Genomic DNA, 24,003 nt, shown 5'->3' with positions numbered 1-24,003 from the left:
TTTAAAAGTGCTAGTTTGTGATTTTGGGAAAATTTTAGTTATTGAAAGAAAGGTTAAGTCAGATATGGATCCTTATGAAACTTTAGGTCTGGACCGCAATGCTTCAGAAGACGAGATTAAGCGGGCTTACCGTAAATTATCTAAAAAGTATCATCCCGACCTGAATAAAGCACCTGATGCGGAACAAAAGTTTAAAGAAGTTAATGAAGCCTACGAAATCTTGAAAGATCCGCAAAGAAAAGCCCAGTTTGATCAATACGGTTCCACCGATCAGCAAGCTGGCGGCCAAGGTTTCGGCGGTCAAGGCTTCGGTGGTTTTGATACGAATGGCTTCGGCGATTTTGGCGATATTTTTGACTCGTTTTTTGGTGGCGGCAGTCGGCGCCAAGCTGATCCTACCGCTCCACGGAAGGGCCAAGACTTGGAATACCGGATGAAAATTACTTTTGAAGAAGCTATTTTCGGTGGTAAAAAGACGATTCGCTACAATCGCAGTGAACAATGTCCAGATTGTCAGGGCTCGGGGGCCAAGGCTGGGACAAGCCCCAAAACTTGTCATAAATGTCAGGGAAGCGGACATATTACCGTTAACCAGCGGACTCCATTAGGGATGATGCAGAGTCAACAAGTCTGTGACGTCTGTGGTGGAACTGGTCAAGAAATTGAAGAAAAGTGTCCTACTTGCCATGGACGGGGCAAGATTACCAAAAGTCATGCAGTCGAAATCGATATTCCTGCAGGAATTGATAATTTGCAGCGGATGCGCTTAGATGGTCAGGGGGCTGCTGGTGATAATAAAGGTCCTTATGGTGATTTGTTTGTCACGTTTGAAGTTGAGGCCAGCAAGCATTTTGAACGGCATGATACGACTATTTACTCACATGAAACGATTTCGTTCCCACAAGCCGCTTTAGGTGATGAGATTAAAGTCAAAACGGTGCGTGGACAAGTGGAATTGCGAATTCCGGCTGGCACACAGTCAGGAACGGTCTTTAAACTTAAAGGGCAAGGAGTACCCGGTTTGCATGGTGGTGTCGGTGATCAACAGGTTCGCGTAGAAATCGTGACCCCCAAGCACTTAAATGAAAAACAAAAAGAAGCCTTACAGACTTTTGCACAATTAGGTGGTGCTAAGGTCAAAGAACAGGACAGGAATTTCTTTGAGCGGATGCGTGACAATATGAAAGATAAGTTTAAATAAGTGACCTGTTTACACGATTAGTCAATCAGGTTAGCGATTTTGCTCAAAAAATTAATTATTGTGTTTCAAAAAGTAAATTGTTTAATTGAGGCGCAGACTAGTTCATTCAAGCGAGTTGTGCGACTGTCGTCCCAATTTTTAGTGATAATTTATCAAAAATTAAATTGATTACTCAAGTAACCAGTTGCAAATTAATTGCAGGACTTAAAGCTGTTGATGGCTTTAGGTCCTTGTTTGTAATTAAGACGTCAGTGCGTCGCAGAAAAAATTAGTTTACAATTATCGTGCTCACGAGCTGGAGATTAGCCGGGGAATGGTCTTTTGTCAGCGGGAAATTTTTGATATAGTAAACCAAGAGAGCTATAAATGTGAATTTGGAATGAGGATTAATAATATGCCACAATCTGATTTAGAAAATAAACAAAAATATATTCGTAATTTTTCCATTGTTGCTCATATTGACCATGGTAAATCGACGATTGCCGACCGAATCTTAGAATTAACAGATACTGTCTCACAACGAGATATGGAAAATCAAGTTTTGGATGACATGGATATTGAACGTGAACGAGGGATTACGATTAAGTTAAACGCAGTTGAATTGAAGTATCAAGCTAAAGATGGGCATACTTACACGTTTCATTTAATCGATACCCCCGGACATGTCGATTTTTCTTATGAAGTATCGCGGAGTTTAGCGGCTTGCGAAGGTGCCTTATTAGTAGTGGATGCTGCGCAGGGTGTGCAAGCACAAACAATGGCGAATGCGTATTTAGCGGTTGATAATGATTTAGAGATTGTGCCAGTGATTAATAAAATTGATTTACCATCGGCGGATGCGGAACGTGTTAAATTAGAAATTACAGATATGATTGGCATTGATGCCGAGAATGCTGTATTAACAAGTGCCAAAAGTGGCTTAGGCATTGCCGATTTATTGGAACGGATCGTGCAAGATGTGCCAGCACCGACAGGCGATTTGACGGCTCCGTTAAAGGCCTTAATTTTTGACTCTGTTTACGATAGTTATCGTGGTGTGGTATTAAGCGTGCGGATTTTCGATGGCCAAGTCAAAGTTGGTGATCACATTAAATTAATGAGTAATGGCAAAGTTTTTGAAGTCACAGAAGTGGGTGTCATGTCTCCCAAAGCTGTTCCACGGGAATTCTTGAGTGTTGGTGATGTCGGTTATATTACTGCTAGTATTAAAAGTGTTCAAGATACGCGAGTGGGTGATACGATTACTTTAGCTGAGCAGCCGACCGCCCAAGCTTTGGCCGGCTATCGGCAAATTACCCCAATGGTCTATTCTGGTATGTATCCGGTAGATAATGCCAAATACGGCGATTTACGTGAGTCATTAGAGAAATTACAATTGAATGATGCTTCCCTGGAATTTGTACCTGAAACTTCCCAAGCCTTAGGGTTTGGTTTTCGGGTCGGTTTTTTAGGTTTATTGCATATGGATGTCATTCAAGAACGGCTTGAACGGGAATTTAACTTGGACTTGATCATGACAGCTCCGTCCGTTAACTATAAAGTAATTTTGACGGACCAAACGACGAAGATTATTGATAACCCATCACAAATGCCGGATCCTTCGGAAATTCAGGAGATTCAAGAGCCGATGGTTAAAGCGGAAATTATGGTTCCGAAAGATTATGTCGGCGCAGTGATGGAATTGGCTCAACGCAAGCGGGGCCAATTTGATACGATGGATTATTTGGATGATTACCACGTTAATGTAGTGTATCGTTTACCATTAGCCGAAATTATCTATGACTTCTTTGATACTTTAAAGTCCAATACACGCGGTTTTGCTTCCTTAGATTATCAAATTATTGGTTATCAACCTTCGAAAATGGTTAAGATGGATATTTTATTGAATTCACAACCTGTCGATGCATTAAGTTTTATCGTTCATGAAGATTTTGCTTATCGGCGGGGACGGCAAATTGTTCAAAAGTTAAAAGGAATTATTCCCCGGCAGCAATTTGAAGTGGCTATTCAAGCGGCGATTGGTAATAAGATTGTGGCACGTTCTACTGTGAAAGCTTATCGTAAAGATGTGACCGGACCACTATATGGTGGGGATCAAACCCGGAAAAATAAACTATTGGATAAACAAAAGCGGGGTAAGAAACGCATGAAAGAAGTGGGGAGTGTGACTGTTCCCCAAGCAGCCTTTATGGCAGTTTTACAAATGGATGATGATGATTTACAAAAATAGTTCAGTTGTTTTGGCAAAGTTAATTTGATTCTTCAAAGGCAGGTCCAGGGGGAAGCCATGAAAAAAATTGTAAAATATTGCGGAACATTCATTATTTTGGTAGTAGCATTAGCATTAATTTTTAATGGGCAAATTAAGTCTTTTATGGTTCGTCAATTATCACAGCAAAGTTTGTCATCTTTGACAGCTAAACAGGTTCATCAGAATAATTTAAAATCAGCTTCCTTTGATTTTTCTAAAGTTAAATCTATTAGTGTGCAACAAGTGGCGAAAGCCAGTGTACAAAAAAATGCCCCCATGATTGGCAAAATTGCTATTCCGTCCGTTAATTTACAGTTGCCGATTGTTAAAGGAATTGACGATAATGCTTTAGCGACCGGAGCGGGCACTATGAAACCTGATGAAAAAATGGGGCAGGGTAATTATGCTTTAGCTGGTCATTATATGACCCAAAAGGGCGCCTTGTTTTCGCCAATTTCTAATACGCAAATTGGGGATTTAATTTATATAACCGACTTATCCAGCGTTTATACGTATAAAATTACTTTAAAGCAAGTTATTTCACCCAAAGCCACTTGGCGGATTGATGATCAAGGTAAGCAGAAAATGATTAGTTTGATTACCTGTGCCGATGGCGGTGCGAATCGGTGGATTGTTCAAGGTAATTTGGTTAAAGCCCGCGTGGCTAATCGCGCAACTTTAGCAATTTTTGATTAGAGGTTAAAAAATTTGAGTTTACTATATCAATGGCAAAAAGCCGATTTGAACCAAACAGCTCAATTAAAGCAATTGGCTCAAAAACTCCAGTTGCCGTTATTTGTGGTGCAACTACTGAATCAACGTGGGATCAAAACTAGTCAAGAAATTCAACAATTTTTACAACCAGATCTGAAACAGTTAGCAGACCCATACCTTTTACATGATATGCAGCCAGCAATAGATAGGATTACTCAAGCAATTGTTGCTGGAGAGCAAATTTTAATTTATGGGGATTATGATGCTGATGGAATTACTAGTACGACTATTTTGACAGAAGCCATTACTAATTTGGGTGGTCAAGTGGATTACTTTATTCCGGATCGCTTTCAAGATGGTTATGGTCCAAACCTTGAACGTTACCAACAGTTTATTGCTCAAGGAGTCCAATTAATCGTTACTGTCGATAACGGCATTACTGGTGTGCAAGAGGTGGCATATGCGAACGCGCACGGAGTTGATGTTATTATTACGGACCACCATACACTGCCGAAACAATTGCCAGCAGCGTTAGCGATTGTGCACCCAGCCTTAGCTACCAATCAACGGGCGGCATATCCTTGTCCATACCTATCGGGTGCCGGAGTAGCTTTTAAAGTCGCGAGTGCTTTGTTAGACGAAGTCCCCGTTGATTTATTAGACTTGGCAGCAATCGGGACGATAGCTGATGTGATGGAACTGGTAGGTGAGAATCGCATTATTGTTACTTTTGGGTTACAACAAATGCAGACTCAAGAACGCAGCGGCTTAGCGGCATTAGCTAAAGTGGCCCATTTGAACTGGTCTACTTTAAATGAAGATGATGTCGCTTTTCAAATTGCTCCGCGGTTAAATGCGTTAGGCCGGCTGGACCAGGCTCAAAAAGGAGTCGACTTATTGTTAACTTTCGATGAAGAGCAAGCGCAAAGTTTGGCGAAAACAATTGATCAGTTTAATCAGCAACGTAAAGATTTAACACAGGAAGTATTTACAGCTGCTTGGCAACAGGCACAAGAGCAATTGGCAGCGGGACAACACGTCTTAGTTTTGGCTGCTGAAGATTGGCATCAGGGAATTTTAGGAGTTGTAGCTGGTAAAGTTTTACAACAAAGTGGTTGTCCAACCTTAGTGTTTCACATTGATGAACACCAGGTGGCAACTGGTTCTGGGCGCAGTAATGAGCAGTTTGATTTATATACGGCGCTAGCAAGTCAAGCCGATTTATATCAAAAATTTGGTGGTCATGCGCAGGCTTGTGGTTTAACGTTAGATGCAGCTTTGTTAGAGCAACTCAAGCAACGGTTAAATCAATTACCGCAAGCTTTACAATTAGATTTAACGCAAAAGCCTCAACAAACGTATGATTTAACAGTAGCGGCAACGGATTTGTCATTAGATTTTTACAAACAACTGCGGCGATTAGCGCCTTTTGGTCAGGGCAATTCCCAGCCCATGTTCAAGATTATTAATTTTCAGCATGCTCAAGTAGAATTTTTGGGTAAAAAAACGCAAACGCATTTGAAATTTCTGGTAGATCAACAACTCGAATGTTTGGCGTTCAATTGGGGTCAGTATAAGGAGCAATTAGCTACGAGTTCCATTCAAGTTTTATATGGCACGGTCATGATTAACAATTGGCATCGCCAACCCACAGTGCAATTAAAAGTAGTCGATGTCAAATTGGCCAATGAATTGGAGCAGCTGGTGGTACAACAACAGCAATTTATTGATGCGCGCGGGATTAGTTCGTTAAGCCAAATAACTAATGCCACGCCGCTGCTTTTTTTCCAGGAAAAAAATCGCCAGCATTTTGTACAGCAAATGCCCGGTTATTTGACTTATTTAGCTTCAGCAGAAGTACAACAATTAAAAACGGCAGTTTTAATGGATTGCCCACAACATATTCAGGATTTTGAAAATTTAATTGTTAAGTTGCCACAATTATCAAAATTGATTTTTATTTTTAAAAATCGCTTGCAACCATTGATGATTACGCCACAGCAATGGCATTTAGCTTTAAAATATTTAGTGACGCATCAGCAGTTACAAGTACAAGATTTACCAGTAGTAGCGCGGTACTTGAAACTAAATAATTCACAAATTAAATTAATAATTAAAGTGTTTTCTGAGTTGAAGTTTGTTACAATAGACAGTGGCTTGTTAAAATGGCCGGCTACGATACCGGCACGACAACTGAACGAATCACCGTTGTATCAGCAAAATCAAGCCCAGCTAAAGATTGTTCAGACTTTAATTGATTCGGATTTTCAACAATTAGTGCAATATGTTATTAAATTACAAAGTTAGAACTATCGAAGGAGAGTTATATGGATTTTAAGAAGTATGTAGCAGATGTTCCTAATTTTCCTGAACCAGGAATCTTGTTCCGTGATATTTCGCCATTAATGCATAATGGTGCCGTTTATGCGCAGGCAACTGATGAAATTGCCGCATATGCTAAAAAGCAGCAAACAGAAATGATTGTTGGTCCGGAAGCGCGGGGATTCATTGTGGGTTGCCCAGTAGCTTATAAATTAGGGGTAGGTTTTGCGCCAGCACGTAAAAAGGGAAAACTTCCTCGTGAGACAGTTTCTGTTTCTTATGATTTGGAATACGGTCAAGCGTCGTTGTATATGCAAAAAGATGCTGTGCAACCAGGACAACGAGTTTTAGTGGTTGATGATTTAATGGCCACAGGTGGAACCTTAGCTGCAACCATTAAATTGGTTGAAGAATTAGGGGGAATTGTGGTTGGAACTGCATTCTTGATCGAATTGACAGAGCTTCATGGTCGTGATAAAATTAAAAACTATGATATGTTTACTTTAATGCAATATTAAAGCAGGTTAACTGCTTTTTATGGAGAGTTGGCAGAGCGGTAATGCACCGGACTCGAAATCCGGCGAACCGATTCGATATCGGCGCGCAGGTTCAAATCCTGTACTCTCCTTTTATACGTGTTTTTTAAAGGCTTTTAAGCCTTTTTTATTTTGCTCAAAATTGGTATGAATGCTGTTAAATCAACGTTTATAAGATATTTTTTAAAAACAACAAAGTGTTTAAAAACTTTTAAATTTAAAAAGTTTTGGCACTAATTTGGCACCAAAACTTCTTGATTATTTCCGCTTGATTCTAGGCTATTGAGGACATTTTCGATTTCTTGATCAGCTTGAGTTTTGTACTCGTCAATCAAATATGAGTACACTCTGATAGTTGTGGTCATGTCTTTATGTCCTAAGCGCTTAGAGATAATGTATAAATCAATTTTCTTATATAGTAGAAAAGCAACGTGCGTATGTCTCAATGAATGAAAATGAAAACCTTGGCGATTAATACCAGCTGCTTGTAATGATTGATGTAATGTTTTGTTAACGGCAGCAGAAGTTGGCACCGTTTGGTACTGATCAATAAAAACTTGTTTAGTCTTATCACTGTGATCTAATTGCTTTAAAATATCCAAGATTGTATTGTTCACTCTAATAACTCGTTTGGACGATTCATTTTTTGTTTCCTTGAATTGCTTTAACCCTTCATGCCATGACCGTTTAACTGTAATGGTTTTAAATTTAAAGTTAATATCGGACCATTTTAAGCCTTGAATTTCTCCCAGACGCATACCAGTATAGATTGCCAATAAAATCATGTACTTGGATGTAAAGTGGGGATTGAGTGAATTGGTTAAATAGTCAACTAATTGTTTTAAATCATTCATATTTAAGTATTCAATTTTTCGTGTTCGGTTTTTATCGTAAACAACAGTAACGTTTTGAATAAAATCTTTCTTAACAGCACCATCGTATAACGCGGATTTTACGCACGCATGAACAAGAGAATTAATTTTGCTGATAGTTGACTTGGAATGATTAGAACCGAAATCAGACAGGAATTCTTGGTACTGCTGGCGGGTAATTTCTTCAATTGGATATTCATTAAAATATTTTTGTAAAACATGGTAGGCATGAGTGTATGTTTTTTGAGTACGATCAGTTACGTTAGGCTTTTTGTACGTCTTGTACCAATTCCAAAAGTACTCTGGCAAAGTTAATTTACCAGAAGTTGAAATTGGACCATCGGCTGCTCTTAGTTCAAATTCATTGGCATATAGTTGAGCTTCTTTCTTTGTATCGAAGCCGCCTTTATTTTTACGTTGGTAATTACCATTTGAATCTTTGTAACTAATGCGAGCCATCCATTTTTTGCCTTTTTTAATGAATGTTGCCATTGAATTTACCTCCAATTATTTGTTAAAATGGTACACGAAAAGCGCATACCTATGTATGTTTTTCAGTTTAGTCATGTCCTGGACTTGGTAGGTGGGGGATATGGCTATTTTACTAACAATAAAATAATTAAATGCATTGAAATTCATAATCACAAGGTTCAATATAACAATTGAAGAATGAATAATAGATTAGGAGGATAATTAATTATGAATGTAATTATAGAAGTTTCAGGTTACGTTGCACTTATCTTATTTGTTACAACCATATTTTATTATCCTGTTGCAAAAATCATATTTCGTTTTGATACCGGTAATGTAAAAATAAAAAACTCAATTATTCTTTTGAGTAGCATATGCGTTGCTTCGATTATTGTTTTAACATTTGTTAAAATTAACATTTACTAATTTTTAATTGCTATTATTGTTTTCGTCGTCTGGGCTTTGATTATTGTATTGATTATTTACTTGTATTGTTGGTTGGATATTATGTTGCAATCTTTTGTAATTAGGATTTTGATCCAGTTGTTGTTGTAATTTGTTTTCAATATTTTTAGGCAAATCAATATCTATGGCTGAGATAGGTACACGTAATTTTTGCGCTTCTTTATAAGCTTTTTCCTCGTTTGATAGACGATCATTCATTTTTCGGTTATCTAATTTTTCTTTTTCTTCTTCGGCTTTGATTGAGTTAATCTCTGAAGAATTTACGTTTATTTCTATTTTTCCTTTTGAATATGATATAGATCCTCCATTTTTAATGGCATTTGCACAAAAATCAGTTCCTGAACAAAAAATAAATGCTACGGCTGTGGCGGCCGCTAACAGATATTTAGCTGTACTTTCTGCAGGACCTTTAGATTGGACATTAACTTTGATTTTTAGATCAGTACTGTTGCTTAATGTTTCATAAAGTTCTGAAAACTGATATATGAATTGACCTAAATATTTAGCATCCACATTTGTCTTCTTGTTTATATGAAAAGTTAAGTGTAATTCTTCTCCATCTAAAATATAAGCGTCAAATAATGCACGATTAATGAACGTTTTATATCGGTTGACTTGACTGACTGTATGTTGTGAAAATATCATTTGATATAATGCACTGTCTGCGTCTTCTCTACTAAATCTTCCAATCCATTTGATATCTATTCTTTTTTGAAAATTTGATTTTTCATATTCAAATCCTTTTTCCATTCTTTCTATATCTTTGCGTGGTATTTCATATGGATCACTAACAACTTTACCTACTAAAAAAGTTTCCGATTGTTTTGATGGAACCACAACCATATCATTTTTATTTATATCATAAACAAATCTCATTAACTGTCCTGCTATAGCTCCAAGCTCTTTAGAAGAAAGGGGCGTTTTGTCCTCACTTATTTCAAGATCTTGGCTTTCATCTTGACCTTTTTGGGAAACTGAGTTTGTAAAAAGCTGAGGAAATTTTTCTTGTATAGTCTTTTTTAAAGCATCTGTTGAATTATTACTATCCTTAATATCTTTTAATGTTATTTCGTTCCATGATAAACCTACATAATTATTCATTTGAAAGTCCACGTAGAATTTTCCTCCATCAGCCCTAATTAGCCAATAATTGGAAGAGCTTTCTAAATGTGGTAATTCATCAATTATTTTTTGCAAATCAATAATAATTTTTTCATTTGTCACTATGATTTCCCCCATATTAAACATACAGCTTTTATCGTCATCAGTATTTGGACCTATGTAATTCCCCGTGGTGGGGAAAGAGTTAATATTATTTCATCTGTGTTTGAGTTTTACCAGTAACAGCATTATTAACTGTCGTAATTACCATATTAGCGCCGATATTTCCTTGAATATCAGAAGTATAAGTTAAATCTTTGGCTTCTTGACCAGCAGCATTAGTTTCTGAATAGCCATTAGGTTGGCCGAACTTCTTAGTTATATCATCAACCGATTGTCCGTTTTGGATATTATTAAAATCTTCAAGAGTGATTTTTTTATCACGTTTAACTTTTAATCCAGTAATAGCTTTTAAGACAGCTTTACCATTAGAAAATCCGACTGTAAAAGTAGAACCTAATCCACCACCATTAACTTTATTCCAAATTTTGTCATCAGCTTGAATGGGTCCCACGGCTTGACTTGAAGTTGTATTAGGTTGACCGTATTTATTAACAATGTCAGTATCTGAAGTACCATTATCTGTACCTAATTGAATAGCATTAAAATCATTCAGTGTTGGACCATTCTTTTTAGGATCGGCTTTTGCCTGTTGTTCCGTTTTGTTACCTGAATTATTGGATTTATTAGAACTGGAATTACTTCCACATCCTGCTAAAAGTCCCACTGCTAATAACCCTACAATAGATAATTTAGTTGTACTTTTCATTACATATTCCCCCTAAGTATCAGCTTTTAAAGTCGTCAGTATTTGGACTATTTAATTAAAAATGTATCCTATAAATTGCAATTGAATTAAACTATTGGATATTATTCATATAACGTTTACAAAAATTATAAAGAAAAATCACTCTTACTAATAGAATAATAATTATTGATAATATTTATATTAGTTTTAGTTACATCTGCATCTGATATCTTTTTGTCGTAGTCGATATAGTCATTGTAGTCAAAAACAATTAACCTTTTCCAAGATTTTGATAATATGCTTTCTTTGTCGTGACCGGGTAAAGAATTCATAAATTCTTTTTTTAATTTTTGCGCATAATCTTTAGGTAAAAGAAGCTTATTTAAGAGAAAATCATATAATCTGTATCCAAACGCTTCATAGGATATAAATTGAGTTGACTTTATATTTTTTCTACTTTTTCCTTCATACATTACTGCGTATAAAACATCATCTGGCATTAAAAGATTAGCGGCAAAGCAGTTAGCTTCTTTTTCTGCATAATCTTGATCTTTTATATAATCACCCATTTGATGAAAAAAAGCTTTACCTAATTTCAATTCGTTTTGATGTAAAAATAGATGACCTAATTCGTGTGCTTGTGTAAATGCCATTCTGGTGGGATCATTAATATTAGAATTAATAGTAGTTGATGTTCCTAAGTCGTCTGTAAGAGTATGTCCTAAAATACTTTCATTTTTAAATTCATATTCCATATATTGGCTGTAATTATCTATAAATAATTTTAAATATGGTTGTGCAGAATAATCGGCTAAAGATTTGTTGGTATTGTTGTTTATTATCCTTTCTATTGTCTGTGCCATTTTTTTTGATTTTAAAAGATTTGCCATATTATTTATTGTTCCTTCTATTTTTTAATTTATTAGCACGAAATTCTAAATATTCTTTGAAGTCATCTTTTAATTCTTCAGTTTCTTCTGAATCTAATTTTTTTCCTTTAGCTACAGATCTGAAAAGTCCTTTGGTTAATTCATAAAAATCGTCATCACTTGTATTTTTTTTATTTTCATCTATTAATTGATCAACCGTAACTCCTAGTACTTTAGCTACTTTTGTTAAATTTTTAGTGGAAGGAGTTTGAGTTTTCCATTTATATATTGCGTTTTTTCCTAATCCTGCTTGTTCGTTTAATTTAAGTAAGCTTAAACCACGCTCATTAGCCATACTTTTTACGTTATCAAATAAAGTCATAAAAAAATCTCCTAAATTTTAGATAATTAGCTTGATAATTTTAGACAATTGGGTTACTATTAATTCATCAAGTAATTAAGCAATAAAATAAGCTTAAGTTAAAATGCTCTATTCGAAAAAACGGTAGATTGGATAAAGCTTTTATCTTATTTTCTGTACCCTTATTATAGACGATTGTCTAAAAATGTGCAACTATTTGATAAACAAATTATGAAAGGTAGGTGACTTTAAATGCTAGATCAAACATTGATTGAAGCTGCTAAAAATACAGAAACAGAATTTAAGATGGCTTTACTGAAGCATGGTATTACTCAGCGCGAAATGGCATCAATGTTAAATTCTAATCCTGCTCAAATTAATCGTGCGATTAAAGGTGATGTATCACCCAAGTCCAATGAATTGAGAAGAAAAATGAAACACATTTTAGATATTAAATAGGAGGATATTTAAATGAAAGAATTGATCAAAGTAACTATTGAAAATAATCAACAGTTAGTTTCAGCTAGAGATTTGCATAAAGGTTTAAAGTCAAAGAAAAAGTTTTCAGCTTGGTTTGATCAAGCATCAGATGGATTCATTGAAAACATTGATTTTGTGAGGGAACCTGAAAGTTACCTCACAAAAAGTGGCAATAGAGGTACATTTAGGAAATATGATGACTATGCCATAACAATTGAAATGGCAAAAGAACTTTCGATGATGAGTAAAACCGAACAAGGTAAGAAGTATCGAAAGTATTTCATTGAATTAGAACGTAAATGGAATGATCCAGCAGAAGTAGTCAAACGTGGTTATCAGATTTTGCAAGATGAAAATAATCAACTTCGAATTGAAAATGGCGAACTGAAGCCTAAAGCATTGTTTGCTGATGCGGTTAAAACAAGTGACACTAGTATTTTAGTTGGTGAATTGGCAAAGATTATCAAACAAAACGGTGTAAACATCGGACAAAATAGATTGTTCCAGTGGATGCGCGAAAAAGGATACCTTATCAATGGTAAAAGATCAGATCGTAATATGCCAACTCAAAAGTCTTTAGATTTAGGACTGTTTGAAATCAAAGAGCGTACTTTTCAAAATCCAGATGGAAGCGTAAAAGTAACAAAAACTCCCAAGGTCACTGGAAAGGGGCAACAATACTTCATTAATAAATTTTTAGGTCAAGAAATTATCAAAGAACAATATGTACTGGACGTATAGAAAGGGAGAACATTGTGAACTCTAAAAATACAAAAATAAACTTTCTTTCTAAAATATCAAACTTTGATTTATTAAATGAATTGGCGAAGAGAAGTTCTTTAGATTTGTATGATTTGACTTGCTTATTAAACGATGCAAATACATTTTTAAAAGTTGCATCTGATTATTTTGAAGATCTTGAAGACTTATTTAGAAATGAAAAGGTCCAATCTTTTAAATACGCATTCTCTAGAAATCACGAAATAATTAGTCTTTCTCTTTTTAAAATTCAAGGTAACATAAATAAATCTTTAAAAGAAATAGATAGTTTGAATACTGATAGACCAAAAAAGGAGTGATAATCGTGGTCCAGAAAATAACGAGCACAGTAGAAATTACCATTCCATCAGAATATGTACTAGTTAAAAAATCAGAGCTTGAACAGTTACAGGAACGTTCAGACTATGACTGCTGGTGGAACTCTAAAGATTTAAAAGAACGCTATGGACACGACTTACAGTGGTTTCGTGAGCATGTTTTATACGTTTCTCGATTTAAACGGCAACTAAGTAAGTGTGTCAAATATCCTAAAGCTTCAGGTAAGAATGGTTGGCAATTTGAACCACATGGTTTTAGCCAATTTATGCAAGATTACTTTGGCGAGATATGTAATGAGAGGAGGTGAAAAGCATGGTTGTACCAATTGATGTCATTAGTGTAGTTATTGGTGTTTTGTTTGGCTACGGACTCAAAGATCTAGTTGATGCTAAAGGAGGTTGGAAAAATTTATGGGGACTGTAAACAAAAAAGACGCCACAGAGCAGGCACTCTGGTTGGCGTCAAATGCAATATTCATTACAGATTTAAGTATAACACGAAAGGAAGATGAACATGCCAGTCAAAATTGACAAGTTAGAAATTGAAAATGTTAAACGGGTTAAAGCTGTCGAAATTGTACCATCAGATAACGGTTTAACTATTGTTGGTGGCAAAAATAACCAAGGTAAGACTAGCGTGTTAGATGCGATTGCTTGGGCATTAGGTGGTAACAAATACAAACCGTCGCAAGCACAGCGTGAAGGTTCAGTAACACCACCCAAATTGCATGTGGTATTGAACAATGGCTTAATTGTTGAACGTAGTGGCCCAAAATCAAATTTGAAAGTGATTGACCCCAATGGTGAAAAAGCGGGGCAACAATTGCTCAATAGCTTTGTTGAAGAATTAGCCATTAATCTTCCGAAGTTTATGAATGCCAGTAATAAAGAAAAGGCTAATATCTTGTTACAAATTATCGGCGTCCAAGATCAATTAATTAAGTTAGAACAACAAGAAACGCAAATTTATAACCAGCGTCATGAACTGGGACAGATTGCCGATCAAAAGAAAAAGTATGCCGAAGAGCAACAATATTATCCTGGTGTACCCAAAGATTTAGTAGCTGTCTCGGATTTAATTCAACAGCAACAAACGATACTGGCACAAAATGGTGATAATGAACGCAAACGCCAACAGTTGCAGCAGTTAACTGATCAATATAAACGTGAAGATGACCAAATTAATCAGTTGCGTGAACAATTAGCTCAACTCCAGCAGCAACACGAACAAACGCTCAATGATGTTGAAATTGCCAAGCAATCGACTGAACAACTGCAAGATCAATCTACCGCAGAGCTGGAACAGAACATTGCTGATGTGGATGAAATTAACCGCAAAGTGCGAGCTAATTTGGATAAGGATAAAGCTGAAGAAGACGCCAAGGACTACACCAACCAGTATGTTCAGTTGAGTACCCAATTAGATAATGTCCGACAACAAAAAGCCGACTTATTAAAGCAAGCACAACTACCATTACCAGGTTTATCTGTTGAAGATGGTGAGCTGGTTTATCAAGGCCAAAAGTGGGATAACATGTCGAGTTCTGATCAACTCAAAGTGTCCACGGCGATTGTCCGTAAGCTTAAACCAGAATGCGGCTTTGTATTGCTAGATAAGTTAGAACAAATGGACTTAGAAACTTTAAAAGAGTTTGGTGATTGGCTTCAAGCTGAAGGCTTACAAGCTATTGCCACCCGTGTTTCAACTGGTGATGAATGTTCAATCATTATCGAAGATGGCTATGGTGAAACAAAAACTGCCACTACTAATTGGCAAGGAAAGGGAGCATTTTAATGGAAATCACAAGTGGAATTGTTCCGAAAGCACAAAAAGTTGTGTTGTACGGGGTAGAAGGAATCGGCAAGACAACTTTTGCGAGTCATTTTCCTAAACCGGTCTTTATTGATACTGAAGATTCATCTAATTATTTAGATGTTAACCGATATCCCAAACCCACGAGTTGGGAAATGTTGATGCAAGAAGTTGAAGAAACTATTGTAAATCGACCATGTCAAACTTTAGTTTTGGACACAATTGATTGGGCCGAAGATTTATGCAAAAAGCATCTTTGTTCGCAAAACGGTTGGAAAATGATTGATTCAACCGATTATGGGAAACGTTATGTTGCATTAGCGACAGAAATGGGTAATTTACTCAACAAATTAAGTGAAGTTATTGATTGTGGAATAAACGTTGTGGTTACCGCTCATGCCTGGTTACGGAAGAAAGAAGAGCCCGATGAAATGGGGGCTTATGACCGATATGAGTTGAAGTTAGAAAAGAAAACTGCGCCAATGGTCAAAGAATGGGCAGATATGGTTTTGTTTGCGAATTACAAAACCATTGTGGTCACCGACAGTAAGACTAATTCTAAAAAAGCTCAAGGTGGGCAACGGGTAATGTACACAACCCACCGCCCAACATGGGACGCTAAGAACCGGTTAGGCTTAGCAGATGAATTGGACTTTGATTATAACCAAATTGCTGATGCGTTTAATAAAGTGACACCCAAACTAGCACCAATAGAACAATCAACCATGCCTGAGCAGCCACCTTTACCTCCTGAACCAGCAATGGAACAGGAAGCACCGCAAGCTGATCCACGAGAAGAACAAACAGCGACAGAAACAATCCCGGCTGTTATTCCAAAAGCTGTTGCTGATTTAATGCAATTAAATCACGTTTCTGTGGATGAGATGCGCCAAATTATTTATGTCGGTGGTTTTATGCCAGTTGATACGCCGTTAGAAAATGTACCAACTGATTTATGGCAACATTTAGCTTCTAAGTGGGATGCGGCTATGGGCCTATTAAATACAAAAGTGAGAAAGTAGGAAAAATAACATGAACAACGAAAATGAATTTATCAGCTGGGACGGTGCGTTTGAAGCTGAGGAAACCCAATTTGTAACTTTACCAGAAGGTAAATATCCATTTGAAGTTACCGATATGGAACGGAAAAATTACGAGGGTAATTCTGATAAGATTCCCAACGGAGCACCATTTGCTGAAGTTACCGTTAAGATTACGTCGCAAGATGGTCAGTCAACGTTAATTAGAGAACGTCTTTATTTATTGAAGAAATTCTCTTGGAAATTAACGCAATTCTTTAAGGCAATCGGGCAACCGGTTGTTGATGGACAGCAATTTAAACCTAATTGGAACCAAGTTGTGGGTAGTAAGGGGCAGGCTGAAGTAGAGATTAACCATTATCAAAAAGAAGGTCAAGACCGGACGAACAACAGAGTTAAAACATTTTTGAAACCCGATCCTAATGCCACAGTTGTTAATACACAACCACAAACACCACCAACCCAGGCACCAGTTCAAAACGGTTATCAACCAGGAACCGGAGCATTTTAATGGGGTGTAAATTATGGAATTACGACCGTATCAACAAACGTCAATTGAGAAAGTGCAAGCTGAATGGCAAAAGGGTCATCAAAGAACCTTACTGGTACTTCCGACCGGAACCGGCAAGACCATTGTGTTTACTAAACTAGCTGAAGAGCTAGTGCGCCAAGGGCAGCAAGTATTAATTATGGCTCATCGGGGCGAATTATTGGAACAAGCAGCCGATAAATTATATCAAGCAACTGGGTTAAAAGCGGCCGTAGAAAAAGGCGAACAAACCAGCGTTAATTCTTTCTATCGCATCACAGTTGGTTCCGTGCAAACTTTGCAACGAGACCAGCGTTTAAAGCAATTTCAACCTGATAAATTCGACACGATTATCGTTGATGAAGCCCATCATATTCTTTCAAATGGCTATCAACGAGTGATGGATTATTTCAAAAGTGCTCAAGTTTTGGGCGTTACTGCGACAGCGGATCGGGGTGATATGCGCAATCTTGGTGAATACTTTGACAGTTTAGCCTATGAGTATAGTTTGCCGGCAGCTATCAAAGATGGTTATTTGTCACCGATTAAAGCTATTACGATCCCATTAAAACTAGATATTTCGGGTGTCAAGCAACAATCGGGTGACTTTTCTACGAAAGATTTAGGAACGGCCTTGGATCCGTACCTGGAACAAATTGCTGTCGAGATGACAAAGTATTGCGCTGAACGCAAGACCGTTGTGTTCTTACCGCTAGTTAAAACTTCTCAAAAGTTCTGCCACATGCTCAAACAGCATGGTTTAACTGCTGCTGAAGTGAATGGCGAGTCTGTTAACCGGAAGCAAATTTTACAAGATTTTGCCAATGATAAATACCAAGTATTATGTAATTCCATGTTACTAACTGAAGGTTGGGACTGTCCAGATGTTGATTGTGTTGTTGTTTTACGACCGACAAAAGTGCGAGCCCTTTATAGCCAGATGGTTGGTCGCGGAACCAGAATTGCACCCAATAAAAAGGACCTCTTGTTATTAGATTTTTTATGGCACACCGAACGCCATGAGCTATGTCATCCGGCAAGTGTGATTGCCACCGATGCTAAAGTTGCTCAAAAGATGACTGAAGATATTGAACAAGCTAATGGCGAAGCAATTGATTTGCAAGAAGCGGAGCAAAAAGCTAGCGATGAGGTGGTTGAGGAACGTGAGGATTCTTTGGCGGATCAATTAGCAGTAATGCGCAAACGTAAGCGCAAGTTAGTCGATCCATTGCAATTTGAAATGTCCATTCAATCAGCGGACTTGGCTAATTATGTACCTCAATTTGGTTACCAGATGGGACCGGCAACCAAAAAGCAAAAAAGTGCTTTAGAAAAAATGGGTATTTTTCCTGATGAAATTGAAAATGCTGGAAAAGCCGAAGTCTTATTGAATCATTTAAGCAAACGACGTGATGCAGGGCTGGCCACTCCAAAGCAGATTAGATTTTTAGAAAAACGCAACTTTAAACACGTTGGTACTTGGGATTTTGAAGCGGCTAAAAAGATGATTAATCGAATTGCTGCCAGTGGTTGGCGCATTCCCAAAAATATTAAGCCGGCAGAATATCAACCACAGAAAGGATAGTTTATGGAAGAGAAATTTGATTTGTTACCTCTTTTAGAATATATCAATCCCGCTTCTTTGAGCTATCAAGAATGGGTCGATGTTGGAATGGGGTTAAAGCACGAAGGCTACACTGCTCAAGATTGGGCTAATTGGTCTCAAAGTGACAGTAGTCGTTACCATGAAGGTGAATGTGAAAGTAAGTGGAATAGCTTTGATGGTGCTGATTCACCAATCACTGGGGCGACGATTACGCAAATGGCAAAAGATAATGGGTGGCAACCAGGTAGTGGCGATGACACAGCTTTTGGCTGGGACGATAGCTTTATGGCGACCGAGTCCAGAATTGATAAAGGATATAAGCTATTTAATACCGATTGGATTATGGGCGAACAAGTTGTGGAACCTAAGAATTGGAACCCCGCCCAACAGATTATTGATTATCTTAATGCTTTGTTTCGACCGGGAGATATTGTTGGGTATGTCAATAATGCCTACCCGAAAACGAGTAATGAGAGTGGAGCAGTCGAAAAGTGGTTACCGTCAAAAGGTATCTATACGCGGACAGCCGGCGAATTAATTGAAGAATTACAACGCAGCCATGGTGATATTGGAGCGGTAATGGGCGACCCGAATCCCGAAGCGGGGGCGTGGGTGCGACTTAACCCGTTAGACGGACAAGGTGTTAAAAATACAAATGTGGTTGATTACCGGTATGCCTTAATTGAATCTGATACCACAGAAATTGAAAAGCAAAATGAAATCTTGCATAAACTTGAATTACCAATTGCAGCCCTTTCCTATTCTGGTCATCGTAGCTTACACGCCATTGTGAAAGTTGATGCGATTAATTACCCACAATATCAAGAACGAGTAGATTATCTTTTTAAAATCGTTGAGAAAAATGGTCTGCAAGTTGATAAGCAAAATAAAAATCCATCACGTTTAACACGGTTACCGGGGTTTCAGCGCGGAGACCAAAAGCAATTCTTGATTGATAAGAACATTGGTAAAGCTAGCTGGGAAGAATGGGAAGAATATATTGAAGATTTAAACGACAACCTGCCCGATATCGAAAGTTTAGATACCTTGTTTGATCAAGAAATTGTCTTAGCTCCCGAATTAATCCATGGCATGCTACGTCAAGGACACAAGATGTTAATTGCGGGACCGTCGAAAGCTGGTAAGTCATTTGCCTTAATGGAATTGGCGATTGCCATTGCCGAGGGGTGGGATTGGCTAGGATTCAAATGCACCCAAGGTCGCGTGCTATATGTCAATCTTGAGTTAGACGAACGTTCTGCTAAAAAACGTTTTGTTGAAATCTATAACACGATTGGTAAAGGACACCCAGATGTCAGCAATATTGATGTATGGAATTTGCGGGGTAAGACGAGTCCAATGGATAAATTGGCCCCGAAGTTGATTCGCCGGGCAATGAAAGAAAATTATATTGCAGTCATTATTGACCCAATTTATAAAGTTTTAACTGGCGACGAAAATTCAGCGCATGAGATGGCCAATTTTACTAATCAATTCGACAAGATTGCTACGGAATTAAATTGTGCAGTGATTTATTGCCACCATCATTCAAAAGGTAATCAAGGTGGTAAAAATTCAATGGACCGTTCTAGTGGTTCAGGAGTGTTTGCCCGTGACCCAGATGCCATTTTAGATTTAATTGAATTACCAGTTAGTGAAGACCGCTATGCGCAATTGGAAAATGAAGAGATTTGTCGTGTTTATCAACAAGCCATAAAAAAGTACGCACCTAGTTACGATGCTGTCAGTTTGGATGATCAGTCAAGCAAATCACAGATGAGTCATCATTTAATGAGTGCAGTTGCTAGCTTGCCAAACTCTCAAGTGATTTTAAAGACAGTCGAAGCGGTCAAAGACCAAGCAATATCAGTTGTTCGTCAAGAAACGGCTTGGCGATTAGAAGGTACGTTGCGCGAATTTCCGAGATTTGCACCAATTAATGCTTGGTTCAGATATCCAGTACACGTTTTAGACGATTCACTAGCTGATATTCAATTGGAAGAAGATCCAAAAGAAAATCATAAGCGCAAGGCTACTAAAGGTAGCGCTAATGATAAATGGTTAGAAGGAACTCAAAGGTCCAATCAAGAACGTAGTCAAAAAGCTCAGCAGGAGTTAGAAGAAGCATTCAATATTATTAGTGAAGATGGAAAAATTGCAAACATTAGTGATATAGCTGCTTATTTGGGAATAAAAAGACAAGCTGTTTACAACAGGGTTAGAAAACATAAAAATTTTCACGCTGAGGACGGAAGATTAATTAAAAATTAATTTAATGTTTTCTATTCATGGCTATTAACATCTAGTCATATCTAAAAAAGATAGCATTCGTAATTGCTAATCTAGGAATTAATAGTTTTTACCTAGCTCTTACAACCCTGCAAACTGCTTGTCCGTCAGTTACTTCATAGCTCTCCTCTCAGGAGAGATAGCTATGAAGGGTAACAAGACGAGGAGCAAGTGGTGCTGTGACAGATTTTTAAAAATAAAAAATTAAAGGAAGATTAAAATGTATGAGTTTTTTATGCCAATGAAAATTCCAACTGTGACGCATCAAGAAAAACAAGTACATGTGGTTAAAGGTAAGCCGATATTTTATGAACCAGCAGAATTAAAAGTTGCGCGGCAAAAATATTTGGATACCTTAGCTCAACATGTACCTAAAGAAAAGTTTTACGGCAGTGTGCAGTTGATGATTAAGTGGTGTTTTCCAATTAGGGGTAAACACGTTGATGGTGAGTTCAAAGATACCAAGCCTGATTTGGATAATTCGGTTAAGCTGTTGCAAGATTGCATGACGAAGTTAGGATTTTGGCAAGATGATCGTTTTGTGGTTAGCCTGATAACTGAAAAATTTTGGGCGGAAGTACCCGGTATTTATATTCGAATTGAGGCGGTGTGATTGGATTTTTGGAAGAATGTCTTCACTGATTTGCTACGAGTGATGTGGCAATCAAACAAAAAATTACAACAGTTAGATTTTGGTTCAGTGGAATATTGGGAATGGCTAAGTGACCGCTTGAGTCAAATTGAGTTGAAGTACAATCATCATCCGTTAGTAGTGAAGTTTTTAGTGGCTATTTTTGAATACCAAGATGAGAGTTTACAAGCTAAGGGGGCAGAACATGAACCCAATGTTAAAGGTAATGCCGCAGATTCAAAAGCTGGAAGATGAATATGGCGACTTGATGCACGTACCGGATGACAATTTAGAATTGAAGCAAATTCGTCGGACCATGAAAGTCGTGAAGATTGATCCACAAAGAGCCGTAGAAGATAAAAAGTTAGTCAACAAAGCTTTAATTTATATGGCTAATCATAACGCCGGTATGGTTGAAACTGCGCAAATGTTGCAGATTGATTATTGCCGACTTAATCAAGCATTTAATAATAATCATGTGCAGTTGCCAATTATTTATTCAGAAAAGATATGTAATGACCACCGAGTTTATTACACGGACAATTTGAAAAATATTACTAAGTTTTTGGATTGTTCTAAAACGCAGTTGGTTAATGCTAAACGAGAACACGAACGTGTAAATGGCTATCAGATTGAAAGCTGTCGGGTGTCGTCAGTTAATGTGCCGTTGTATGAGCGGTTGGATTTCTTAGTTCATTGAGAGGCAATAGATGAAAGTTTATACGATAGCTGAAGCTGAACAAATATTAAAAAAATGCGGACTCAGAACAGACGCTTTGTGGCACATGAATCGACCTATAACGGAAACAGATATTAATGTAATGCTAAAAATTTCTGATTTTGTTGATTTGGTTTTTAAAGAAAAAAAGCAATGAGGAAAACATGAAACGAACAGTTAGGCTAAATAAAAATCACTTACTAGCTTCATTAAAATTTTTGATTGATAGCACGAAGATTACCATTAATAAATCTAGTGGTGATGATGCAATTATGTACGAAATATTTTTAAAAATATTTCAGTCATTTTATCAAGATATTTTACAGAGACCGAGTTCTGATTTGAAATTGAAGATTAAGTTATAGGAGAGTATTGAAGTGAAGAAATCAATTAGTAAGCATTCAATTAAAATGGGTTGTCTCGTAGGTATAGTAATTATTATTTTAGGAATAGCTGGCTGTACCAATTGGTATTTTCATGATACAGGTTCAGGCGTGAGAATGGCGAAAAATTTTAAGTCTGAAACACATAATGGACTGAAGCGTAAAATTACGGTTTACAATGTTGACGGCAAAGTTTTATTCACTCAAAAAGGTAAATTCGATATTGAATATCATGATCACGATTTACAGTATGTAGATTCACATAATAAGAAACACAATATCTATATTGGTTCAGGAACAGTTGTTGTTGATGATTTAGAATAATTATTTTTGGAGGAATATAAATGAAAATTGAGATTAATTTAAGTGACGTTCAAGAACAATTGAATGATATGAAGAATGATTCTTCACACAAAACTAGTTTAATAAATAGTATTAACGGGCAAATTAATTATGCTGTTAAGAATGGCTATAATCCAAAGCTATCGTTTGATATTCCCGAAGTTAATGTACCACAGTATGTAGCTAATATGCTAAATGAAGTTGAGAACGGAAATGTGACGTTAGAAGAGTTGATTAAAAAAACAATGTCCACGTCTTATGTGGCTAATGGTGAAGATGAATTAGACACCATTTTATGGTGCAAAGATAATGGACCATTAGCATTATTAAATGCTTATCAAATTGGTTGGAAAGTAAAAAAGTCGAAATACTATATTCACTTCAAACAAGAGTCGGGATGTGCTTATTTGCAGACTGATCCAGATACTCTTAGTAATGCTGCTGAATGGGAACTCGGAACCAATGAACAAATAGATGATACGTATCAAAATCAATTCACTATGGCTGAAATAGAGGAACATTTTCCGCAGTTCAAGCCATTCGCTGAGTTGGTAGAGAAGGAAGGTTATTAAAATGACTAAAAATAACCAAAAACAAGATGCTTTTCAAAGCTTAGTAATTAATAAAATTATTAAACCTGCTGTTGAACAGATTACGGACGTAGAAGTATTAACCGTTGAAGATATATCTTACTGGACAGATTTTTATACAAGATTAGAAGAACTAGATGATGAATTTAAATTGGAAACACAGGAGTTAGTTAATTTAGCCAACAATGTAGATAATGATATAAAAGAACTACTTGAACACGTTTCTGGAATGTATATTACAGAAAATTCTATGGATGAATTAACACTTCTTTATAAACAAAAATATTCTGATTTAACTTATGCGAAAGATTATTTAAGCAATTATGATCCTAATCTTGAATATGTCTTAGTAGATACCAAGCATCATTTTCTTGCATATACTACTAAGGATCAAATTAAAGGTGAATCAGGAAAAGAAAAATTTCCTCTGTTAGCATATGCTAATCGTTTCTTTGAAATCTTTCTTATTTTATTGACTGGCAATTCAGATTTGTTGGAAACAAAGTGAGCCAGT

The 24,003-nt window shown here is 36.8% G+C and carries 26 protein-coding genes and 1 tRNA gene; 22 read left to right on the top strand and 5 right to left on the bottom strand.

Going from position 1 to position 24,003, the window contains the following annotated elements; translation table 11 throughout:
* The first annotated feature begins 64 nt into the window (after nucleotides 1–64).
* The 6 genes from dnaJ to AC3B5S_RS00710 all read left to right on the top strand — a co-directional run bounded on the left by dnaJ (nucleotide 65) and on the right by AC3B5S_RS00710 (nucleotide 7,116).
* The gene (gene dnaJ / locus AC3B5S_RS00735; protein ID WP_489789960.1) at nucleotides 65–1,201 is read left to right on the top strand and encodes a molecular chaperone DnaJ; all 1,137 of its coding nucleotides are present in this window, start codon (nucleotides 65–67) and stop codon (nucleotides 1,199–1,201) included.
* A gap of 394 nt (nucleotides 1,202–1,595) precedes the next feature.
* Nucleotides 1,596–3,431 (top strand): translation elongation factor 4, encoded by a 1,836-nt coding sequence (lepA, locus tag AC3B5S_RS00730; RefSeq protein WP_489757560.1) that lies wholly within the window; start codon nucleotides 1,596–1,598, stop codon nucleotides 3,429–3,431.
* A 57-nt stretch (nucleotides 3,432–3,488) separates the two neighbouring features.
* A complete protein-coding gene (locus AC3B5S_RS00725) occupies nucleotides 3,489–4,148 on the top strand; it encodes a class A sortase (RefSeq protein WP_489757561.1) in 660 nt (219 codons plus the stop codon).
* 12 nt (nucleotides 4,149–4,160) lie between these two features.
* Nucleotides 4,161–6,473 carry a single-stranded-DNA-specific exonuclease RecJ gene (recJ, locus tag AC3B5S_RS00720; protein ID WP_489757562.1) on the top strand — a complete coding sequence of 771 codons (2,313 nt, stop codon included), beginning with the start codon at nucleotides 4,161–4,163 and terminating at the stop codon, nucleotides 6,471–6,473.
* A gap of 20 nt (nucleotides 6,474–6,493) precedes the next feature.
* The gene (locus tag AC3B5S_RS00715) at nucleotides 6,494–7,006 is read left to right on the top strand and encodes an adenine phosphoribosyltransferase (protein ID WP_489757563.1); all 513 of its coding nucleotides are present in this window, start codon (nucleotides 6,494–6,496) and stop codon (nucleotides 7,004–7,006) included.
* A 21-nt stretch (nucleotides 7,007–7,027) separates the two neighbouring features.
* A tRNA-Ser gene (locus AC3B5S_RS00710) sits at nucleotides 7,028–7,116 on the top strand.
* Nucleotides 7,117–7,257: 141 nt separating this feature from the next.
* On the opposite strand, the gene AC3B5S_RS00705 is transcribed toward AC3B5S_RS00710, so the two are convergent.
* The 5 genes from AC3B5S_RS00705 to AC3B5S_RS00685 form a co-directional block, all read right to left on the bottom strand.
* Nucleotides 7,258–8,388 (bottom strand): site-specific integrase, encoded by a 1,131-nt coding sequence (locus AC3B5S_RS00705; protein WP_489789959.1) that lies wholly within the window; start codon nucleotides 8,386–8,388, stop codon nucleotides 7,258–7,260.
* A gap of 408 nt (nucleotides 8,389–8,796) precedes the next feature.
* The gene (locus AC3B5S_RS00700) at nucleotides 8,797–10,056 is read right to left on the bottom strand and encodes a hypothetical protein (protein ID WP_489789958.1); all 1,260 of its coding nucleotides are present in this window, start codon (nucleotides 10,054–10,056) and stop codon (nucleotides 8,797–8,799) included.
* Between the two features lie 88 nt (nucleotides 10,057–10,144).
* Nucleotides 10,145–10,762: a DUF3862 domain-containing protein gene (locus AC3B5S_RS00695; protein WP_489757568.1), complete on the bottom strand. Its 618-nt coding sequence runs from the start codon at nucleotides 10,760–10,762 to the stop codon at nucleotides 10,145–10,147.
* A 125-nt stretch (nucleotides 10,763–10,887) separates the two neighbouring features.
* A complete protein-coding gene (locus AC3B5S_RS00690) occupies nucleotides 10,888–11,631 on the bottom strand; it encodes an ImmA/IrrE family metallo-endopeptidase (RefSeq protein WP_489768991.1) in 744 nt (247 codons plus the stop codon).
* 1 nt (nucleotide 11,632) lies between these two features.
* Entirely contained in the window at nucleotides 11,633–11,992 is a 360-nt protein-coding gene (locus AC3B5S_RS00685) for a helix-turn-helix domain-containing protein (RefSeq protein ID WP_489768990.1), read from the bottom strand.
* A 231-nt stretch (nucleotides 11,993–12,223) separates the two neighbouring features.
* On the opposite strand from AC3B5S_RS00685, the gene AC3B5S_RS00680 reads away from it, so the two are divergent.
* From AC3B5S_RS00680 to AC3B5S_RS00605, 16 genes are all read left to right on the top strand, one after another.
* Nucleotides 12,224–12,430 (top strand): helix-turn-helix domain-containing protein, encoded by a 207-nt coding sequence (locus AC3B5S_RS00680; protein ID WP_489768989.1) that lies wholly within the window; start codon nucleotides 12,224–12,226, stop codon nucleotides 12,428–12,430.
* A 12-nt stretch (nucleotides 12,431–12,442) separates the two neighbouring features.
* The gene (locus tag AC3B5S_RS00675; protein ID WP_489768988.1) at nucleotides 12,443–13,192 is read left to right on the top strand and encodes a phage antirepressor KilAC domain-containing protein; all 750 of its coding nucleotides are present in this window, start codon (nucleotides 12,443–12,445) and stop codon (nucleotides 13,190–13,192) included.
* Nucleotides 13,193–13,206: 14 nt separating this feature from the next.
* Complete coding sequence (locus AC3B5S_RS00670) at nucleotides 13,207–13,530, top strand: hypothetical protein (RefSeq protein ID WP_489768987.1); 324 nt, start codon at nucleotides 13,207–13,209, stop codon at nucleotides 13,528–13,530.
* A gap of 5 nt (nucleotides 13,531–13,535) precedes the next feature.
* Nucleotides 13,536–13,856, top strand: a complete 321-nt coding sequence (locus tag AC3B5S_RS00665) for a DUF771 domain-containing protein (protein ID WP_489768986.1) — start codon at nucleotides 13,536–13,538, stop codon at nucleotides 13,854–13,856.
* Nucleotides 13,857–14,062: 206 nt separating this feature from the next.
* Nucleotides 14,063–15,343 carry an AAA family ATPase gene (locus tag AC3B5S_RS00660; protein ID WP_489789957.1) on the top strand — a complete coding sequence of 427 codons (1,281 nt, stop codon included), beginning with the start codon at nucleotides 14,063–14,065 and terminating at the stop codon, nucleotides 15,341–15,343.
* Nucleotides 15,343–16,383 carry an ATP-binding protein gene (locus AC3B5S_RS00655; protein WP_489768984.1) on the top strand — a complete coding sequence of 347 codons (1,041 nt, stop codon included), beginning with the start codon at nucleotides 15,343–15,345 and terminating at the stop codon, nucleotides 16,381–16,383. The genes AC3B5S_RS00660 and AC3B5S_RS00655 overlap by 1 nt, the downstream gene beginning before the upstream one ends.
* Before the next feature lie 10 nt (nucleotides 16,384–16,393).
* Nucleotides 16,394–16,912 carry a hypothetical protein gene (locus AC3B5S_RS00650; protein WP_489768983.1) on the top strand — a complete coding sequence of 173 codons (519 nt, stop codon included), beginning with the start codon at nucleotides 16,394–16,396 and terminating at the stop codon, nucleotides 16,910–16,912.
* Between the two features lie 13 nt (nucleotides 16,913–16,925).
* The gene (locus tag AC3B5S_RS00645) at nucleotides 16,926–18,515 is read left to right on the top strand and encodes a DEAD/DEAH box helicase (protein ID WP_489768982.1); all 1,590 of its coding nucleotides are present in this window, start codon (nucleotides 16,926–16,928) and stop codon (nucleotides 18,513–18,515) included.
* Nucleotides 18,516–18,518: 3 nt separating this feature from the next.
* The gene (locus AC3B5S_RS00640) at nucleotides 18,519–20,807 is read left to right on the top strand and encodes an AAA family ATPase (RefSeq protein ID WP_489768981.1); all 2,289 of its coding nucleotides are present in this window, start codon (nucleotides 18,519–18,521) and stop codon (nucleotides 20,805–20,807) included.
* 238 nt (nucleotides 20,808–21,045) lie between these two features.
* On the top strand, nucleotides 21,046–21,438 hold the full coding sequence (locus tag AC3B5S_RS00635; protein ID WP_489789956.1) for a RusA family crossover junction endodeoxyribonuclease: 393 nt from the start codon (nucleotides 21,046–21,048) through the stop codon (nucleotides 21,436–21,438).
* Nucleotides 21,439–21,711: a hypothetical protein gene (locus AC3B5S_RS00630; RefSeq protein WP_489789955.1), complete on the top strand. Its 273-nt coding sequence runs from the start codon at nucleotides 21,439–21,441 to the stop codon at nucleotides 21,709–21,711. It abuts the gene before it with no gap.
* A complete protein-coding gene (locus AC3B5S_RS00625; protein ID WP_489757583.1) occupies nucleotides 21,662–22,156 on the top strand; it encodes a hypothetical protein in 495 nt (164 codons plus the stop codon). The genes AC3B5S_RS00630 and AC3B5S_RS00625 overlap by 50 nt, the downstream gene beginning before the upstream one ends.
* Nucleotides 22,157–22,166: 10 nt before the next feature.
* Nucleotides 22,167–22,331: a hypothetical protein gene (locus AC3B5S_RS00620; RefSeq protein WP_489789954.1), complete on the top strand. Its 165-nt coding sequence runs from the start codon at nucleotides 22,167–22,169 to the stop codon at nucleotides 22,329–22,331.
* A gap of 220 nt (nucleotides 22,332–22,551) precedes the next feature.
* Nucleotides 22,552–22,881 carry a hypothetical protein gene (locus AC3B5S_RS00615; protein ID WP_489757585.1) on the top strand — a complete coding sequence of 110 codons (330 nt, stop codon included), beginning with the start codon at nucleotides 22,552–22,554 and terminating at the stop codon, nucleotides 22,879–22,881.
* A 20-nt stretch (nucleotides 22,882–22,901) separates the two neighbouring features.
* Nucleotides 22,902–23,471: a DUF1642 domain-containing protein gene (locus AC3B5S_RS00610; protein ID WP_489789953.1), complete on the top strand. Its 570-nt coding sequence runs from the start codon at nucleotides 22,902–22,904 to the stop codon at nucleotides 23,469–23,471.
* Between the two features lies 1 nt (nucleotide 23,472).
* Nucleotides 23,473–23,997 carry a hypothetical protein gene (locus tag AC3B5S_RS00605; protein WP_489789952.1) on the top strand — a complete coding sequence of 175 codons (525 nt, stop codon included), beginning with the start codon at nucleotides 23,473–23,475 and terminating at the stop codon, nucleotides 23,995–23,997.
* Nucleotides 23,998–24,003: the final 6 nt, after the last annotated feature.

It is taken from the genome of Bombilactobacillus sp. ESL1094, assembly GCF_058107425.1.
This window is presented reverse-complemented; position numbering and strand designations above follow the sequence as displayed.

Bases quoted from the DNA above. Each gene is read 5' to 3' on its own strand.
- dnaJ (WP_489789960.1), top strand. From the start codon at position 65: ATGGATCCTTATGAAACTTTAGGTCTGGACCGCAATGCTTCAGAAGAC.
- lepA (WP_489757560.1), top strand. From the start codon at position 1,596: ATGCCACAATCTGATTTAGAAAATAAACAAAAATATATTCGTAATTTT.
- AC3B5S_RS00725 (WP_489757561.1), top strand. From the start codon at position 3,489: ATGAAAAAAATTGTAAAATATTGCGGAACATTCATTATTTTGGTAGTA.
- AC3B5S_RS00715 (WP_489757563.1), top strand. From the start codon at position 6,494: ATGGATTTTAAGAAGTATGTAGCAGATGTTCCTAATTTTCCTGAACCA.
- AC3B5S_RS00705 (WP_489789959.1), bottom strand. From the start codon at position 8,388: ATGGCAACATTCATTAAAAAAGGCAAAAAATGGATGGCTCGCATTAGT.
- AC3B5S_RS00695 (WP_489757568.1), bottom strand. From the start codon at position 10,762: ATGAAAAGTACAACTAAATTATCTATTGTAGGGTTATTAGCAGTGGGA.
- AC3B5S_RS00690 (WP_489768991.1), bottom strand. From the start codon at position 11,631: ATGGCAAATCTTTTAAAATCAAAAAAAATGGCACAGACAATAGAAAGG.
- AC3B5S_RS00685 (WP_489768990.1), bottom strand. From the start codon at position 11,992: ATGACTTTATTTGATAACGTAAAAAGTATGGCTAATGAGCGTGGTTTA.
- AC3B5S_RS00680 (WP_489768989.1), top strand. From the start codon at position 12,224: ATGCTAGATCAAACATTGATTGAAGCTGCTAAAAATACAGAAACAGAA.
- AC3B5S_RS00675 (WP_489768988.1), top strand. From the start codon at position 12,443: ATGAAAGAATTGATCAAAGTAACTATTGAAAATAATCAACAGTTAGTT.
- AC3B5S_RS00660 (WP_489789957.1), top strand. From the start codon at position 14,063: ATGCCAGTCAAAATTGACAAGTTAGAAATTGAAAATGTTAAACGGGTT.
- AC3B5S_RS00655 (WP_489768984.1), top strand. From the start codon at position 15,343: ATGGAAATCACAAGTGGAATTGTTCCGAAAGCACAAAAAGTTGTGTTG.
- AC3B5S_RS00650 (WP_489768983.1), top strand. From the start codon at position 16,394: ATGAACAACGAAAATGAATTTATCAGCTGGGACGGTGCGTTTGAAGCT.
- AC3B5S_RS00645 (WP_489768982.1), top strand. From the start codon at position 16,926: ATGGAATTACGACCGTATCAACAAACGTCAATTGAGAAAGTGCAAGCT.
- AC3B5S_RS00640 (WP_489768981.1), top strand. From the start codon at position 18,519: ATGGAAGAGAAATTTGATTTGTTACCTCTTTTAGAATATATCAATCCC.
- AC3B5S_RS00635 (WP_489789956.1), top strand. From the start codon at position 21,046: ATGTATGAGTTTTTTATGCCAATGAAAATTCCAACTGTGACGCATCAA.
- AC3B5S_RS00625 (WP_489757583.1), top strand. From the start codon at position 21,662: ATGAACCCAATGTTAAAGGTAATGCCGCAGATTCAAAAGCTGGAAGAT.
- AC3B5S_RS00620 (WP_489789954.1), top strand. From the start codon at position 22,167: ATGAAAGTTTATACGATAGCTGAAGCTGAACAAATATTAAAAAAATGC.
- AC3B5S_RS00610 (WP_489789953.1), top strand. From the start codon at position 22,902: ATGAAAATTGAGATTAATTTAAGTGACGTTCAAGAACAATTGAATGAT.
- AC3B5S_RS00605 (WP_489789952.1), top strand. From the start codon at position 23,473: ATGACTAAAAATAACCAAAAACAAGATGCTTTTCAAAGCTTAGTAATT.